The sequence below is a fragment of the Mesorhizobium sp. M0598 genome (genome assembly GCF_040320865.1).
In the GTDB taxonomy this organism is placed as follows: Bacteria; Pseudomonadota; Alphaproteobacteria; order Rhizobiales; family Rhizobiaceae; genus Mesorhizobium.
Map to the genome: position 1 here is coordinate 482,272 of NZ_JAMYQL010000001.1, position 13,887 is coordinate 496,158.

At 63.2% G+C, this 13,887-nt stretch carries 14 protein-coding genes and 2 pseudogenes; 11 read left to right on the forward strand and 5 right to left on the reverse strand.

Features of this window, described 5'->3' with window-relative positions; genetic code table 11:
- The first annotated feature begins 171 nt into the window (after positions 1–171).
- The 4 genes from NKI59_RS02350 to NKI59_RS02365 all read left to right on the forward strand — a co-directional run bounded on the left by NKI59_RS02350 (position 172) and on the right by NKI59_RS02365 (position 3,213).
- Positions 172–1,098, forward strand: coding sequence for an ABC transporter ATP-binding protein (locus NKI59_RS02350; protein WP_352571566.1), 927 nt, complete (start codon positions 172–174; stop codon positions 1,096–1,098).
- A gap of 14 nt (positions 1,099–1,112) precedes the next feature.
- Positions 1,113–1,874 carry an ABC transporter permease gene (locus NKI59_RS02355; RefSeq protein WP_352451914.1) on the forward strand — a complete coding sequence of 254 codons (762 nt, stop codon included), beginning with the start codon at positions 1,113–1,115 and terminating at the stop codon, positions 1,872–1,874.
- 170 nt (positions 1,875–2,044) lie between these two features.
- On the forward strand, positions 2,045–2,536 hold the full coding sequence (locus NKI59_RS02360) for a MarR family winged helix-turn-helix transcriptional regulator (RefSeq protein WP_352451845.1): 492 nt from the start codon (positions 2,045–2,047) through the stop codon (positions 2,534–2,536).
- Positions 2,533–3,213: a GNAT family N-acetyltransferase gene (locus tag NKI59_RS02365; RefSeq protein ID WP_352451846.1), complete on the forward strand. Its 681-nt coding sequence runs from the start codon at positions 2,533–2,535 to the stop codon at positions 3,211–3,213. The genes NKI59_RS02360 and NKI59_RS02365 overlap by 4 nt, the downstream gene beginning before the upstream one ends.
- A gap of 101 nt (positions 3,214–3,314) precedes the next feature.
- Here the strand turns inward: NKI59_RS02365 and NKI59_RS02370 are convergent, their stop codons facing one another.
- The gene (locus NKI59_RS02370; RefSeq protein ID WP_352702101.1) at positions 3,315–5,306 is read right to left on the reverse strand and encodes a PhoX family protein; all 1,992 of its coding nucleotides are present in this window, start codon (positions 5,304–5,306) and stop codon (positions 3,315–3,317) included.
- Positions 5,307–5,506: 200 nt separating this feature from the next.
- On the opposite strand from NKI59_RS02370, the gene NKI59_RS02375 reads away from it, so the two are divergent.
- From NKI59_RS02375 to NKI59_RS02385, 3 genes and pseudogenes are all read left to right on the forward strand, one after another.
- Positions 5,507–5,845, forward strand: a complete 339-nt coding sequence (locus NKI59_RS02375) for a hypothetical protein (protein ID WP_023679017.1) — start codon at positions 5,507–5,509, stop codon at positions 5,843–5,845.
- 14 nt (positions 5,846–5,859) lie between these two features.
- Entirely contained in the window at positions 5,860–6,561 is a 702-nt protein-coding gene (locus tag NKI59_RS02380) for a phosphatase PAP2 family protein (protein ID WP_352451848.1), read from the forward strand.
- 259 nt (positions 6,562–6,820) lie between these two features.
- Positions 6,821–7,045: pseudogene (locus NKI59_RS02385) on the forward strand (sodium-independent anion transporter); the annotation flags it as partial.
- A gap of 36 nt (positions 7,046–7,081) precedes the next feature.
- Here the strand turns inward: NKI59_RS02385 and NKI59_RS02390 are convergent.
- Entirely contained in the window at positions 7,082–7,942 is an 861-nt protein-coding gene (locus NKI59_RS02390; RefSeq protein ID WP_352451849.1) for an SMP-30/gluconolactonase/LRE family protein, read from the reverse strand.
- A gap of 115 nt (positions 7,943–8,057) precedes the next feature.
- Between NKI59_RS02390 and NKI59_RS02395 the strand changes: the two genes are divergently transcribed.
- Positions 8,058–8,861, forward strand: coding sequence for a helix-turn-helix domain-containing protein (locus NKI59_RS02395; protein WP_352702103.1), 804 nt, complete (start codon positions 8,058–8,060; stop codon positions 8,859–8,861).
- Positions 8,862–8,959: 98 nt separating this feature from the next.
- On the opposite strand, the pseudogene NKI59_RS02400 reads toward NKI59_RS02395, so the two are convergent.
- From NKI59_RS02400 to NKI59_RS02410, 3 genes and pseudogenes are all read right to left on the reverse strand, one after another.
- Positions 8,960–9,756: pseudogene (locus NKI59_RS02400) on the reverse strand (C40 family peptidase).
- A 41-nt stretch (positions 9,757–9,797) separates the two neighbouring features.
- On the reverse strand, positions 9,798–10,739 hold the full coding sequence (locus NKI59_RS02405) for a CHAD domain-containing protein (protein WP_352702105.1): 942 nt from the start codon (positions 10,737–10,739) through the stop codon (positions 9,798–9,800).
- Positions 10,736–11,209 carry a CYTH domain-containing protein gene (locus tag NKI59_RS02410; RefSeq protein ID WP_023679010.1) on the reverse strand — a complete coding sequence of 158 codons (474 nt, stop codon included), beginning with the start codon at positions 11,207–11,209 and terminating at the stop codon, positions 10,736–10,738. Before NKI59_RS02410 ends, NKI59_RS02405 begins: the two co-directional genes overlap by 4 nt.
- Before the next feature lie 88 nt (positions 11,210–11,297).
- Here NKI59_RS02410 and NKI59_RS02415 point away from each other — a divergent pair, with 88 nt between their 5' ends.
- From NKI59_RS02415 to NKI59_RS02425, 3 genes are read left to right on the forward strand one after another with little or no spacing between them, the layout of a single operon-like run.
- On the forward strand, positions 11,298–12,014 hold the full coding sequence (locus NKI59_RS02415) for a CerR family C-terminal domain-containing protein (RefSeq protein WP_352451915.1): 717 nt from the start codon (positions 11,298–11,300) through the stop codon (positions 12,012–12,014).
- Entirely contained in the window at positions 12,011–12,964 is a 954-nt protein-coding gene (locus NKI59_RS02420; RefSeq protein ID WP_352702107.1) for an HlyD family secretion protein, read from the forward strand. Before NKI59_RS02415 ends, NKI59_RS02420 begins: the two co-directional genes overlap by 4 nt.
- Complete coding sequence (locus NKI59_RS02425) at positions 12,961–13,881, forward strand: ABC transporter ATP-binding protein (protein WP_023679007.1); 921 nt, start codon at positions 12,961–12,963, stop codon at positions 13,879–13,881. The genes NKI59_RS02420 and NKI59_RS02425 overlap by 4 nt, the downstream gene beginning before the upstream one ends.
- The last annotated feature ends 6 nt before the right edge of the window (positions 13,882–13,887 follow it).

Here is a 13,887-nt window from a genome sequence, read left to right on the forward strand (position 1 = left end):
TGCGGTTAATCTGCTTTTGCGTGGAATTTGGCTGGACGACCGGGCAGGTGTTGCCTATTCCGGCGAACCTCGATGTCCAGAACTGTCAGGAGCGCCATTGACATCCGGATTTGCGAACCGACATTCAGCGGATTAAATCAACAACTCTGTTTCAAGCAGTCGTTTTCAGCCATGCAGCCGATCATCTCGATTTCCGGGGTCACCAAGACCTACGCCACCGGCTTCAAGGCGCTGAAGGAGATCAATCTCGACATCGTGCGCGGCGAGATCTTTGCGCTGCTCGGGCCGAATGGCGCCGGCAAGACAACGCTGATCTCGATCGTCTGCGGCATCGTCAACCGCTCGTCGGGTTCCGTCACCGTCGACGGCCATGACATCAACCGCGACTACCGCGCCGCGCGCAGTCTGATCGGGCTGGTGCCGCAGGAACTGACCATCGACGCCTTCGAGAGCGTGTGGGCGACGGTCAACTACAGCCGCGGCCTGTTCGGCAAGCCGGCGGACAGGGCGTTCGTCGAAAAGGTGCTGCGCGACCTGTCGCTCTGGGACAAGAAGGACGCCAAGGCGATCACGCTGTCCGGCGGCATGAAGCGCCGGCTGATGATTGCCAAGGCGCTGTCGCACGAGCCGCGCATCCTGTTCCTCGACGAACCGACGGCAGGCGTCGATGTCGAGCTGCGCCAGGACATGTGGGCGATGGTGCGCCGGCTGCGCGAAGACGGCGTCACCATCATCCTGACCACGCATTACATCGAAGAAGCCGAGGCGATGGCCGACCGCGTCGGCGTCATCAACCGCGGCGAGATCGTGCTGGTGGAGGACAAGGCCGAGCTGATGCGCAAGCTTGGCCGCAAACGGCTTGTGCTGGAACTGCGCAGTCCCCTGGCCACCGTTCCCGATGCTTTTTCGCACTACGCGCTGGAGCTTTCGCCGGATGGCGGACAGCTGACCTATACTTATGACAACCAGAGCGAACGGCCGGGCGTCGCCTCGCTGATCCGCGAGCTCGAGGCGGCCGGCATCCAGTTCCGCGACATCGATACGGAAAACAGCTCGCTCGAGGAGATCTTCGTCAATCTGGTGAGGAAACCGGCATGAACCCGCGCGCGGCCATGAATCTTCATGCGGTATGGGCGATCTATCGGGTGGAGATGGCGCGCGCCCTTCGCACTGTGCTGCAGAGCATCGTTTCGCCGGTCATTTCGACGTCGCTCTATTTCGTCGTCTTCGGTTCGGCCATCGGCTCGCGCATCACCGAGATCGACGGCATCAGCTACGGCGCCTTCATCGTACCGGGGCTGATCATGCTGTCGCTGCTGACGCAATCGATCTCCAACGCCTCTTTCGCCATCTATTTTCCGAAATTCGTCGGCTCGATCTACGAATTGCTGTCCGCGCCGGTGTCCTATCTGGAGATCGTCATCGCCTATGTCGGGGGCGCGGCGACAAAGTCGATCGTGCTTGGCCTGATCATCCTGGCGACGGCCTCGCTGTTCGTGCCGCTGACGATCGAGCATCCGTTCTGGATGCTCGCCTTCCTGGTGCTGACGGCGGTGACCTTCAGCCTGTTCGGCTTTATCATCGGCATCTGGGCGAAGAGCTTCGAGCAGCTGCAGCTCGTGCCGCTGCTGATCATCACGCCGCTGACCTTCCTCGGCGGCAGCTTCTATTCGATCAACATGCTGCCCGGCATCTGGCGCACGGTGACGCTGTTCAACCCGGTGGTCTACCTGGTCAGTGGGTTCCGCTGGAGCTTCTACGGCAAGTCCGACGTTTCGGTCGGCGTCAGCCTCGGCATGACGGTGGTCTTCCTGCTCATCTGCATAGCGATCGTCGCCTGGATCTTCAGGACCGGCTACCGGCTGCGCAACTGATCGAACGGGCCTCGTCCAGGCGAAGCAGCCTTATCGATCGACCTTTCCTTGCCGAAGGCGACATAGGCCTGCGCACGATGCCTGGAACTCGCGCTTGAACGCCTCGATCTTGCTTTTCATGCATTGTTATATATCATGTTATCGATGTTCACGGGGATGAAAATTGACCTATGGAAGACGTCATACGATCGCTTGGCTTCCTGTGCCTGGGCAGCAGGCTGAAGCGTATAGGCGAGCAACTGCAAGCGGAGGCGCAGCGCCTGCTCGACAGGCTGGATGTCCCGGTTCAGGCGAGCCAATACCCGCTGCTGGCCGCGCTCGACAGGCTGGGCCCACTGCCGGTCGGGGAACTGGCGCAATCCCTTGGGATCGCGCAGCCGGGTGTGACGCGAACCGTCTCGCTTCTGGCCGGATTGGGATTGCTCGAGGTCAGTCCGTCGAACGATGACCAGCGGCGCAGGATCGTCTCGCTTACTCGGGACGGCCGGCGGCTGGTCGATGTCGCAAAGCGCGACGTCTGGCCTTGCATCGAGAACGTGGTCGCGGATTTGTGCGCAGGTTTTTCGGGGCCGCTTCTTGAGCAGCTGGCTGCCATCGAGGACGGCCTCGCCGCTGCCCCTCTCGACCGTCGTGTAAATAAGCCTGAGGGTGCCGCGCAATGAGACATCTGCTCGACCGCCCTATCTGGAGCGCGCTTCAGACGCGACATCGGGCCTTCGCGGAGGGTGACAACCTCGCCATGCGATATCGGCCGTCGATCGTCCCTTTCGCCGCCACTGGCGCGGACGACCCGGAAAGCCTGCGGGCGCTCGAAAACCTTGTCTCCCCGGGCGAGAGTGTGATCCTGCTTCAAGCGGACGCGATTGCTCTGCCCACGGGGCTTTCCGCGACTTCGACCGCAGCCGGGGTTCAGATGATCGCCGAGCAGCCATTGCAGATCGTCTCCGACCCGCGCGTGCATCGTCTGACCCGAGACGATGCTGCTGAGATGCTCGCCCTGGCATTGCTCACCAAGCCTGGCCCATTCACGCTCGAAGCCTTGAGCCTGGGCGATTTTTGGGGTGTGAAAATCGAGGGCAGGCTTGCGGCAATGGCCGGCGAGCGCATGAAGCAACCTGGTTATACCGAACTCAGCGGGGTGTGCTCACATCCGGAATTTCGCGGCGGTGGCCTAGGAAAGCTGCTGTCCCTATTCGTGGCAAACCGGATAGTGGCGCGCGGCGAAGTTCCCTATCTCCACGCCTATGCCAGCAACGCCGCGGCCATAGCGTTATACGAGTCCATCGGCTTCAGGTTGCGAAGCACAATGAATGTGGCCGTGGTTCAGCGCACCGAATGATTAGTCGGCGCATGATGCGCAGCATGGATTCATCCCGTATCGGAAGGAAGGATTTCGTACGGCCGAAATCCTTCCTTGAGACTGCAAGATCTTGCTGCGTGTCAGACCGCGATCTTGCCGCCGCCTTGCCTGGTGATGGCAACGACCGCCGGGCGCACCGGCATGTCCGGCTTGAAGTCGGGCCAGCGCGTCGACAAATCCTCATAATAGGACGGACGGCCGAAAGCCTCCCAGTCCTCGCCGCCGTCGCCCGGATGCTGGACGGCAACGAAGGCGGTCTGGTCGTCCGGCGCAAACAGGGGACCGCACATTTCGGCGCCGATCGGCACGCGGAAGAACAGCTTTGATGTCGCCCGTGCCGTCCCTTCCGTATCGACAGCCCACAGACCGTCGGTGCGGCCGGTGGCTTTCGGGCCCTGGCCGTCGGTGGCGACCCAGAGGCGGCCGGCCGAATCTACCGTGCAATTGTCCGGCATGCCGAACCAGCCATTGGCGGTGGTTGCGGTCGAGAAGGTGGCGCCGACGTCGGCCACAGCGGGATCGCCGCATTTCAGCAGGATTTCCCACCTACCCTTTGTCGCGGTGAAATCACCGCCGTCCTCGACGATCTCGATGATGTGGCCAAAGGCGTTCTCGGCACGCGGGTTGGCGGCGTCGACCTGGTCGGCCTTGCGCTTCGAATTGTTGGTCAGCATGACGTAGACCTTGCCGTTGGTGGCATTGGGCTGGATGTCTTCCGGGCGGTCCATCTTGGTGGCGCCGAGCAGGTCGGCGGCGCGGCGCGTCTCGATCAGCACGTCGGCCTGGCTGTCGAAGCCGTTCTCCGCCGTCAGCGGCCCCTGGCCGAAGACGATCGGCAGCCACTCGACCGAACCGTCGTCGGCAAACTTGGCGACATGCAAGGTGCCGTCGTCGAGCAAATCCATGTTGGCGGCGCGGTCGTCCGGATCGAACTTGCCTGTGGTGACGAACTTATAGACATAATCGAAGCGCTCGTCGTCGCCGAGATAGAAGACGACACGGCCATCCTTGGCGACGATCGATTCGGCGCCCTCATGCTTGAAGCGCCCCATCGCGGTGCGCTTCCTCGGCGCCGAAGTCGGATCCTGGACGTCGACCTCGACGATCCAGCCGAAGCGGTTCGGCTCGTTCGGCTCCTTGCCGATATCGAAACGGTCGTAATGCGCTGCCCATTCATAGGCACCTTCGGGAATGCCGAGGCGCTTGTAATTGGCGGCTTCCTTATGCCCCTGCGGCAGCTCGCCCGAGAAATAGCCGTGGATGTTCTCCTCGGCCATGACATAGGTGCCCCATGGCGTGACGCCGCCGGCGCAATTGTTGATGGTGCCGATGACTTTCGTGCCGGTCGGATCGGCGCTGGTCTTGACGCGGTCGTGGCCGGCGACCGGGCCGGAGAGCGCGATCTCGGTGTTGGAGGTGATGCGGCGGTTGAGCTTGCCGTCGCGAACGACCTGCCATTTGCCTGATACCTTGCGTATCTCGACGATAGTGCCGCCATGCGCCGTCATCTCGACGTCGACTTGTTCCTTGCTGAGGGGCGCCTGCTTGGCCTTGCCGTCGATGATGGTGACGAGGCCCGGAAACATCAGGTGCGGATTGGTGTATTCGTGGTTGACCACCAGCAGGCCGTGCTCGGCCGAGCCGTCGATCGGGATATAGCCGACATAGTCGTTGTTGTAGCCGAATTGTCTGGCCTGGGCTTCCGCCGACTGTTTTGTCGGATCGAATTCCGGCGAATCGGCGAACAGCGGATCGCCCCAGCGCAGCAGTACATCGGCGTCATAGCCGGGTGCGACGTGATGCTTGTCGTCGATGCCGGCCTCGAGCTCGTCAAAAGCGAAGGCGGAGCCTTCGGCGGCGCGGGCATTGTCGGCGGTGATCAGCGCCAGCGGGCTGACGGTAGCGGCTATGGCCGAGACGGCAAGCGAACCCTTGAGGAAGCCGCGGCGTGAGAACCGCGCGGCGATGATCTCACCCATGGTGCGGTTGTCGGTGGGATTGGCTCCTGGCCCATCGTTTTCCTCGAGCAGGCTGGTGCGGAAATGGGCGTCAGGGGTGCGATGTTCGGTCATAGGGCCTGCCTCTGGCTGGATGGATTGCTGGAGCGTGTTGCCTGGCCAATCCGGTATTACCAGCAGGTCACAGTTTGATGACATGCCGGCTAATTGCCACCTGCGATTTCGTATCCAACATCGGCCCCGCTTGACCGCGACCGGCGCTTCGGAAACAAGAGCTGCGGCAGGCGGTAGGGACCGCATCGGGAGGAACAAAAGTGAGTTTCTGGGGACTTGGGCAGCTCTGCGTTTCGACGGTGATCTTCCTGCTGGCGGCGATGGCCGCAAAACAGTGGGGGCTGGCGCCGAGCCTCGGCAAGATTGTGCTGACGTTGGCGCTCTATTCGCTGGGCAATCTGATCATGCTGAGGCTGATCCGTGAATTCGGCATGTCGGTGTCGTTCAGCCTGTCGGCGGTGATCCAGCTGGTGTCGGTGAATGTGGTGGCGCTGGTCTTCTTCGGCGAGCGCGTCAATGCCTTGCAGGCAACCGGCATCGTGCTTGCCATCGCAGCTGTGGCGCTGATCACGCTCGGGCCCTATCTGCAAAGGCTGTAACTGCGATCGGGCCGATGAAGAAGATTGCAAGCAGACTGCCCAACTGGCTGGAGTTCCCGGTTCTGCTGGCCGGGCTGGTCATTGCCGGCGGGCTGTGGGGGTTCGAGGAGCTGATGGAGCTGGCGCGGGCGACCACGCCGCATGCCTTCGACACCGAAATCCTGCTTGCCTTCCGCAAGGCCGGCCAGCCCGACAATCCGATCGGACCGGCGTGGCTGGAAGGGGCGATGCGCGACATCACCAGCCTCGGCAGCGCCAGCGTACTGCTGCTGATCACGGCAGCAATGATCGTCTATCTGCTTCTTATCCGCAGGCCAGGCGCGGCGCTTCTCATGTTCGTCGCGGTAGCGGGCGGCCAGCTCCTGTCAAGCGTGCTGAAATTCGATATCGACCGGCCGCGCCCCGATCTGGTCTCGCATCTCGCCGATGTGGCATCGCTTTCGTTTCCGAGCGGCCACGCCATGCTGTCGGCGGTGACGTATTTGACGCTGGGCAGCATGGCGGCGCGGGTTTTGCCCGGGCGCACAACGAAGATCTATGTACTCGGGCTGGCGGTGCTGACGACAGTGGTGGTCGGCATCAGCCGCATCTATCTCGGCGTCCACTGGCCGTCCGACGTATTGGCCGGCTGGTGCGCCGGCTTTGCCTGGGCGATGCTGTGCTGGCTTGCGGCACGGTTCCTGCAGCGATGGCTTGGGCGGGCCGACGGCACCTGACTCAAATCAGCCTGTTGATCAGGCCATGACCGCAGCCTGCCAGCAGGAAAACCATCGACAGCAAGGCTGTCGAGGTTGCCAACGCTTTGAATATCTTCACCCGCTCATCCTTTTGAAGTCGTGCCTGTGAAATCGGGATCGCAGTGGATGTCCCGCCAAACGATGCCGAGGTTTGTAGCATCACAGTGCATCGGCTGGCAAAGAGTGCTGCATGTTTGGAGGCAGACCATCAATCCTTGGTGCAGGAAGACGTCGCCGACCGCGCCAGCGCAGGAACTTCATCCTCGACTGTTCGGCGATGCCGTTCTTCGATTCAACGGCGGCCAATGTCATCGAGGGTGCGGCCCACAAGGCGAGCCGCGCCGGCGTTCGCTTCATTATATCAGGCGCTTCGCCGCAGATACGCCGCATGCTGATCAACCACGGCGTCAAGCGGCCGCTGGTGACTTATACCGCCTCGATCACGGATCGCGGGCGCAGCTGAAGAAAGCCGCGCCCGCCGCCTGAGCCGATGGCTGGCTTAGTCGAGGCCCAATGCCGCGATCTCGCCGTCGTTCATCAGCGGCACGAAGATTGTCGACTTGCCGTCGGTGCCGATGTCGGCGCTGCCCGGCTTGAACGTCGCAACCGCTTGCGGCGTGCCGCCGGCTTTGTAGCGGTAGAGCGTGCCGGTCATATACGCGGTGGCGTAGATGCTGCCGCCGATGGCAACGACGCCATCGAGGTTGGCAAATTTTTCCGCGCCGGGCAGTGGCGAAACGGCCTTGGTGGCAAGATCGACCGAGAGCAGGCCGCCCGGCTCCGCGGTGCTGAAGTCGGGCTTGATGCCCTTGCCCCAGGAAGCGACGATCAGCCGGCCGCCATCGGCGAAGATGCCATTCGGCGAAGCAAGCGCCGCATCCCTGACGAACAGTTCGGGCCGGTCGCCGTCGATGCGATAGATCGTATCGGCAAGCATATCCGTGACATAGATCTTGCCGGACGCGTCGGCGGTCACGTCGTTGAGGAAGACCGCGTTCGGCACGTCGATCGTCGATGTTAGCTTGCCGCTTGCGAGATCGACGACGCGCACATGGGTGAGGTCGGCGACGTAGAGTTTGCCGCCGACAATCGCCATGCCCTTGGGCGCGTCCATGCCGTCGGTCCAGTGTTGCGTGACTAGCTTGCCGTCCATCGACAGGATCGACAGATAGCCGTTGCCGTCGGCTTCGCCGGGATTGCCGACGATGTTCGAGACGACAACGCGCTGGCCGGCGGCGTCGAACAGCGCCGATTCAGGCTGCTCGAGGCCGCCGGTGCGCCAGAGTTCAGCGGCCTGAACTGCCGGCGCGGCCGCGATGCCGACCAGGGCGAGAAGTATCGAGGTGAAGAGGCTCTTCATGGCTAGTCTCCTGTAATGGACTGGCGGAGAGCTAGGCCTTTCGATACTTTTCGGGAAGAGCTATCAGGACTAGTACCGAAGGCTGATACCAAATCGTGCAAAAGAGGTGCATCCCATGAACGGCCTGATCTTCGAAGCGCTGAAGCGGACGCTTAAGGCAAAGGGCATCACCTATCGCGTCCTTGCCGAGCGGATGGGTGTTTCCGAGCCGACGGTGAAGCGCATCTTCCACGAGCGCAACTGCAAGCTCGACCGGCTGATGGAGATCTGCACTGCCGCCGGCGTAGAGTTGGAGAACGTGCTCGGCTCTATGAACAGAGGACCAGGACCCGCCAACCAGATCGCGCCGGAGATCGAGCGCAAGCTCGCCGGGCGGCCGGCACTGCTGTTCGTCTTTGTCATGCTTTCCGAGAAATTCACGCCCGAAGGCATCATGCGCTCACAAGGGCTGAGCGAGGCTTCGATGTTCCTCTATCTGCGCGAGCTCGAGGAACTCGGCCTGGTCGCGCTCGGTCGCGGCCTGTCGGCAAGGCTGCTGATCGAGGCGCCGATCCAGTGGAATTTCGAGGGGCCATTGCGGCCGCTGTTCGAGACGACCAACAAGAATTTCATCGGCTGGGCCATCACCCATCTTGAGCGCGAGTCGACGTTCGTCAGCTTCTCCAGGCGGATGCGGCCGGAAACGGCGGAAATGGTCAGGCGCGAGGCGGAGGAATTGGCGGAGCGCGCCAAATTGCTTGCTCATCACGACCAGCACACGACGCCTGAAGACCGACTGGTCGGCTACAAATGGACGTTTGCGTTCGGCGCAACGCCGTTCCCGGCGATCATGCCGATCGGGCCGCATCCGCGCGACGCAGGCGCACGGACCGACGATCGAGTTGCGGCTGCCGCAAACGGACGACGTCTGCCGGCCTAGGTCAAAATGCAGAACGACCGAGTCCGGGCTGTTGGCGGCAGCCAGTCTGACTGAGCTTCTTACCCCTGAGTATCGGCCGCAAACACAAGATCGAGCGGCTATTCGGCGGTCTTGTTCGCCACCTTGTCATCCCAGACCATCTGCCGGTAGTCGAAGCCGTATTCCAGCGTCGGCTTGACAATACGGAAATAGGGCGACAGGTCGAAATCGCGCGGCGTGTAGAGCGAGTGATGGCGGATGTGCAGGATTTCCCTGCGCGAATAGCTCGACTGGGCCGAGGCACGGCCAGGCGCCCGGGTAATCTCCGGCAGGATCGGGTAGCGGATCAGGCCATACGCCTCGGCGATCAGCGACGAGCAGATGGCGCGCGTCGGGTCGCCGGAACCGAAAGCCAGCATGCGGCGGCGCCAGCGCACCGGCACCGGCGGCGTCGGCAAGAAGTAGCGCAGCATGTCGAATATGTTCTTGAGATCGTATCTGAAACCGAGCCTGCCGATCATGAACGCGACGACCGCTTCGCGGTCATCCGGAGCCAGGCCACTCGCACGGCAGATGCGGGTGTTGTAGCTGCGATAGCGCGACAGCGGCACGGCGATGCAGCCATCGCCGAGCGTGACCTCGATCAGGCGCCGCCGCTCCGATCCGTCCTCCGGCTCCGGTAATGCATCGCCGACATAGAAGGCGGCATGCGACCAGGTCGACTGGGTGAGGTATTTGATCGCCGCCGAGATCTTCTGGTTGCCTTCGATGAGCAGGATGTCGCCGGGCTCGAGCGTGCGGCGCAACGTTTCGGCGTCCGACGGCGTGTAAGGCTAGTAGCCGGACGATTCCTCCTGCAGCCGGCCGGCAAGCCAGCGGCCAGTCGGTCCAGAAGCGTGTCGCCGGGCTCGGTCATGCCAGACGGCGATTACCACAGGGCGGCAAGTTAGACCATGATCAGCCCACGCCAGGCGTGCCGGCGTCTTGGTGCGCAACTGTGAGATCTTCGCGCGCCTTACGGGCGAGCTTCCTCGTCGAGCGCTTCGGGCTGTCGCCGAAAAGCTCGACCGCCTCGGCGAGGCAGGTCTTTTTCAGGCTCTTTTCCGAACGCTTCAGCAGCTTGGCAAGCAACCGCGTCTCTTCAGCAGGACCGAGCGGCTGGTCCTCGGCATCTAGAAGCGCGCGCATGACGAACACATCGTGCAGCTCGCCAAGCCGCTCGCCCAACTCGTCGACGGCCTTGCGCCGCGTCTTGATCGGCGTCGGCCACAGCCTGCCGAGCAGCGACAGGTGCATGCCATGCGTCTTGGCCGCCTTGCGCAGATCGTGAAAGTCATCGGCTTCGCCGCGCGAAGCCGCCTTGTCCAGCGCTTTCCTGGCGCGGCGCAAAGTGGTGCGCGCGCCTTCGGCGAGCACGTCGGCAGCCTGCTCCGGCTGGTCGGGCAGAGCGAGCTTGTCGATCCGGGCGACACCTTCCTCGCAAACGGAAATCGCCGCGCCTATCGCAGCATCGAGGCCTGCTCCGCCATGCAGTTCATGCTGGCGCGCGACGAGCCTGTCACGCACGGCACCGAGGCCATCGCCGGCACTTTGCTCGGAAAAGCTTGCCGCCAGCCGGTCGATTGTTTCCACCAGTGCGGTCGCCTCGCGCGGGCCGGCAAGCAGGGCCGCCACCTGGCGGTAGCACTGATTCTCCGTCACGCAGAATGTTTCGTCTCCGGAACGGACAAGGCGCAGCAAGGCGCGGACGTTCTTCAGCCGTTTGCGGCATTTGTGCAGCCCCTGTTCGGGCCTGTCACGCGCGGCGTCCAGATGGACAAGCGCCTTGCCGATCTCCTCGGCGAGGATGCGCCTGACCTCTCCGGTCAGCGACATGCGCGGATCGATACGAAAGCTCATGCGACGATCTCCGGAATCCCCCCAAGGGCGAGCGACGCGTTGTAAAATCTTGGCTCGCCGGTGACTTCACGGCCGAGCCAATGTGGCAGCATTTCGTCCTGTACATCATCCGGCGTCTCGAGCTCGGCGATCACCAACCCCGCAAGCGTCCCGCCGAAGACATCGACTTCGTAGCGATAGCCGCGGTGTCTAACATGGTGGCGTGTCTTCTCGATGACATGTCCGATGGCAAAGGCCTGCATCTCCTGCGCCTCCGCCAAAGGTACCGGATATTCGAATTCATCGCGCTCGCGTGCCTGGCTGCCGAACTTGAGCGTCAGCTTGGCGGCCGCATCGTTGCTGATGCGCACACGCACCGTGCGGCTGGGTTCGGCGACTAGATAGAATTGACGGATATGAATGTCCGCCTCGACCATTGCCCGCCATTCCTCACCTGAGACCAGGAACTTACGCTCGATTTCCTTGCCCATGGCCAGGCACTAAAGCGCGCACGGCCAGAGTTGGCAAGCCGCTTGACCGCACTTGACTTTAATCATTCGATTGATTAAATTGTTGACCATGATCAAATCGCCCAGCGCCAGCGGCCTTCCTCATGAGGCGCCCAAGACCGCCGCGGATGTGACGCGGACGGCACTCGTGCGCGCGGCGCTGAAGCTGTTCGGACGCCAGGGTTTCGACGGCACGTCAACGCGCCAGATCGCGGCCGAGGCCAAGGCCAATATCGGCTCGATCGCCTATCATTTCGGCGGCAAGGAAGGGCTCCGCAACGCGGCGGCCGACTACATCGTCGACACCATCCAGATCGTTGCCGGCCAAGCGATCGGCAATCTGCAAGCGCCGGCCGCGGCATTGGCGGACACCGAGGCCGCGCGGGCGCATTTGGCCGTCGCACTGGAGCGGATGGTCGCCTTCATCGCGGCAAGGCCGGAAGCCGGCGAGATTGTACAGTTCGTCCTGCGTGAGCTGTCGCATCCAACCGCCGCGCTCGACCGTATCTATGATGGCGTGTTCGAACCGGCGCATCACCGACTCTGCCTGATCTGGGAACAGGCGACGGGCGAGCCGGCCGAGAGCGAGCGCACAAAACTCACTGTGTTCACGCTGATTGGCCAGGTCGTCTATTTCCGCATCGGCCGCGAGGCGGTTATGCGCCGGATGGGCTGGCGCGAGATCGGCAATGACGAGGCCGGAAAGATCGCGGCGGTGGTGACGGATAATCTCAGCGCGATTTTGGCTCGGCGCGATTTGGCTGCCCGAAAGGATCGTGGATCATGAGCCTGCTCTGTTCTTTGCCGCTTGCCGCCCAGCTTTTCAGCGCCTGCGCGCCGGCAGCACCGCTCGCCGTCGGCTACGTCGAGGGCGATTATGTCCTGCTGGCGCCGATCGAGGTGGCGCAGGTCGAGACGATTGCGGTCAAGCGCGGCGACCGCGTCGCGCCCGGCACGCCGGTGGTGACGCTGGAAAACGCCGACGCCAAGATCGCCATCGCACAAGCCGAGGCGGCCCTTGCGCAGGCCCAGGCGCAACTTGCCGACCTGCAGGTCGGCAAGCGGCCGGAAGAGATTGCGGTGCTCAAGGCGCAGGTGGACATGGCCAAGGCGCAAGCCGCCGACGCCAAACGCCGTTACATCCGCGCCAGCGATCTGTTCAAACGCGGCACCGGCACACAGGCCGACTACGACACGGCTTCCGCGACGCTGGAGACGGCCAACGCGCAGGTCGGCCAGGCGGAGGCCAATCTCGCCGTCGGTGGCCTGCCGGCACGGCCGGAGACGATCAAGGCCGCCGACAATCAGGTCAGGCAGGCGCAGTCGGCGCTGGAGCAAGCGCAATGGCGGCTGTCGAAGCGCGTGCTGACGGCGCCCTCGCCCGGCCGGGTCAACGATGTCATCCGCTATCCCGGCGACACGGCCGGGCCGACCGCGCCGGTCATCTCCATACTGCCGGATGGCGCGGTGAAGCTCAGCGTCTATGTGCCGGAAAGCGCGTTCTCCTCGGTCGATGTCGGCACGCTGCTCAACGTCCATTGCGACGGTTGCGGATCGGGCGTGAAGGCTCGCGTCAGCTACGTGTCGCCGGATCCGGAATTCACGCCGCCGGTGATCTACTCGCTCGAGACCCGGCAAAAGCTGGTCTATCTGGTCGAAGCGCGGCCGGAGGGCGACGCCAGCGCATTGCAGCCCGGGCAGATCGTCGACGTCGATCTGGCGGACATCGGAAAATGAACGTCATCGACGTGCACGGCCTGGTCAAGCGCTTCGGCGACAAGACCGTCGTCGACCATGTGACTATGGCTGTGGCCGAGGGCGAGATCGTCGGCTTCCTCGGGCCGAACGGCTCGGGCAAGACGACGACCATCCGCATCATGTGCGGCTTGCTGACGCCGGATGAGGGCGAAGGCACGGTTCTGGGCTTCGACATCCGCACCGACAGCCTGCGGATCAAACGCGAAGTCGGCTACATGACGCAGAGATTCTCGTTCTACGAAGATCTGACGATCGGCGAGAATCTCGAATTCGTGGCACGGCTGTACCGGCTGAAGCCGCTCGACGAGCACGTGGCTAAGACGCTTGAGGAGCTCGGCCTGACATCGCGCAGGAACCAGTTGGCCGGTACCCTGTCCGGCGGCTGGAAGCAGCGGCTGGCGCTGGCCGCCTGCATCATGCACAAGCCGAAACTGCTGCTGCTCGATGAACCGACGGCGGGCGTCGACCCGAAGGCCAGACGCGAATTCTGGGACGAGATCCACCGGCTGGCGAGCGGCGGCCTGACCGTGCTGGTCTCCACCCACTACATGGACGAAGCCGAGCGCTGCCACCGCATCAGCTACATCTCCTACGGCAAGATGCTGGCCACCGGCACGGTCGAGGACGTGGTGAGGAATGCCGGGTTGACCACCTTCGTCCTGCAAGGGCCGCGGCTCGATCAGGTCGCTGCCGCACTTCATGGCCGCCCCGGCGTCGACCAGGTGGCGCCGTTCGGCGCGACGCTGCATGTCGTCGGCTCCGACAGGACGGCACTTCAGGCAGCGCTCGCCGATGTCGAGAAAGAGCACGAGGGCGTTACGGTGACGCCCGGCGAGACCAGCCTGGAGGATGTGTTCATCCAGTTCATGTCCGGTTCGAAGGACAACATGGGATGAAAAATG

Bases quoted from the DNA above. Each gene is read 5' to 3' on its own strand.
- NKI59_RS02350 (WP_352571566.1), top strand. From the start codon at position 172: ATGCAGCCGATCATCTCGATTTCCGGGGTCACCAAGACCTACGCCACC.
- NKI59_RS02355 (WP_352451914.1), top strand. From the start codon at position 1,113: ATGAATCTTCATGCGGTATGGGCGATCTATCGGGTGGAGATGGCGCGC.
- NKI59_RS02360 (WP_352451845.1), top strand. From the start codon at position 2,045: ATGGAAGACGTCATACGATCGCTTGGCTTCCTGTGCCTGGGCAGCAGG.
- NKI59_RS02365 (WP_352451846.1), top strand. From the start codon at position 2,533: ATGAGACATCTGCTCGACCGCCCTATCTGGAGCGCGCTTCAGACGCGA.
- NKI59_RS02370 (WP_352702101.1), bottom strand. From the start codon at position 5,306: ATGACCGAACATCGCACCCCTGACGCCCATTTCCGCACCAGCCTGCTC.
- NKI59_RS02380 (WP_352451848.1), top strand. From the start codon at position 5,860: ATGAAGAAGATTGCAAGCAGACTGCCCAACTGGCTGGAGTTCCCGGTT.
- NKI59_RS02390 (WP_352451849.1), bottom strand. From the start codon at position 7,942: ATGAAGAGCCTCTTCACCTCGATACTTCTCGCCCTGGTCGGCATCGCG.
- NKI59_RS02395 (WP_352702103.1), top strand. From the start codon at position 8,058: ATGAACGGCCTGATCTTCGAAGCGCTGAAGCGGACGCTTAAGGCAAAG.
- NKI59_RS02405 (WP_352702105.1), bottom strand. From the start codon at position 10,739: ATGAGCTTTCGTATCGATCCGCGCATGTCGCTGACCGGAGAGGTCAGG.
- NKI59_RS02410 (WP_023679010.1), bottom strand. From the start codon at position 11,209: ATGGGCAAGGAAATCGAGCGTAAGTTCCTGGTCTCAGGTGAGGAATGG.
- NKI59_RS02415 (WP_352451915.1), top strand. From the start codon at position 11,298: ATGATCAAATCGCCCAGCGCCAGCGGCCTTCCTCATGAGGCGCCCAAG.
- NKI59_RS02420 (WP_352702107.1), top strand. From the start codon at position 12,011: ATGAGCCTGCTCTGTTCTTTGCCGCTTGCCGCCCAGCTTTTCAGCGCC.
- NKI59_RS02425 (WP_023679007.1), top strand. From the start codon at position 12,961: ATGAACGTCATCGACGTGCACGGCCTGGTCAAGCGCTTCGGCGACAAG.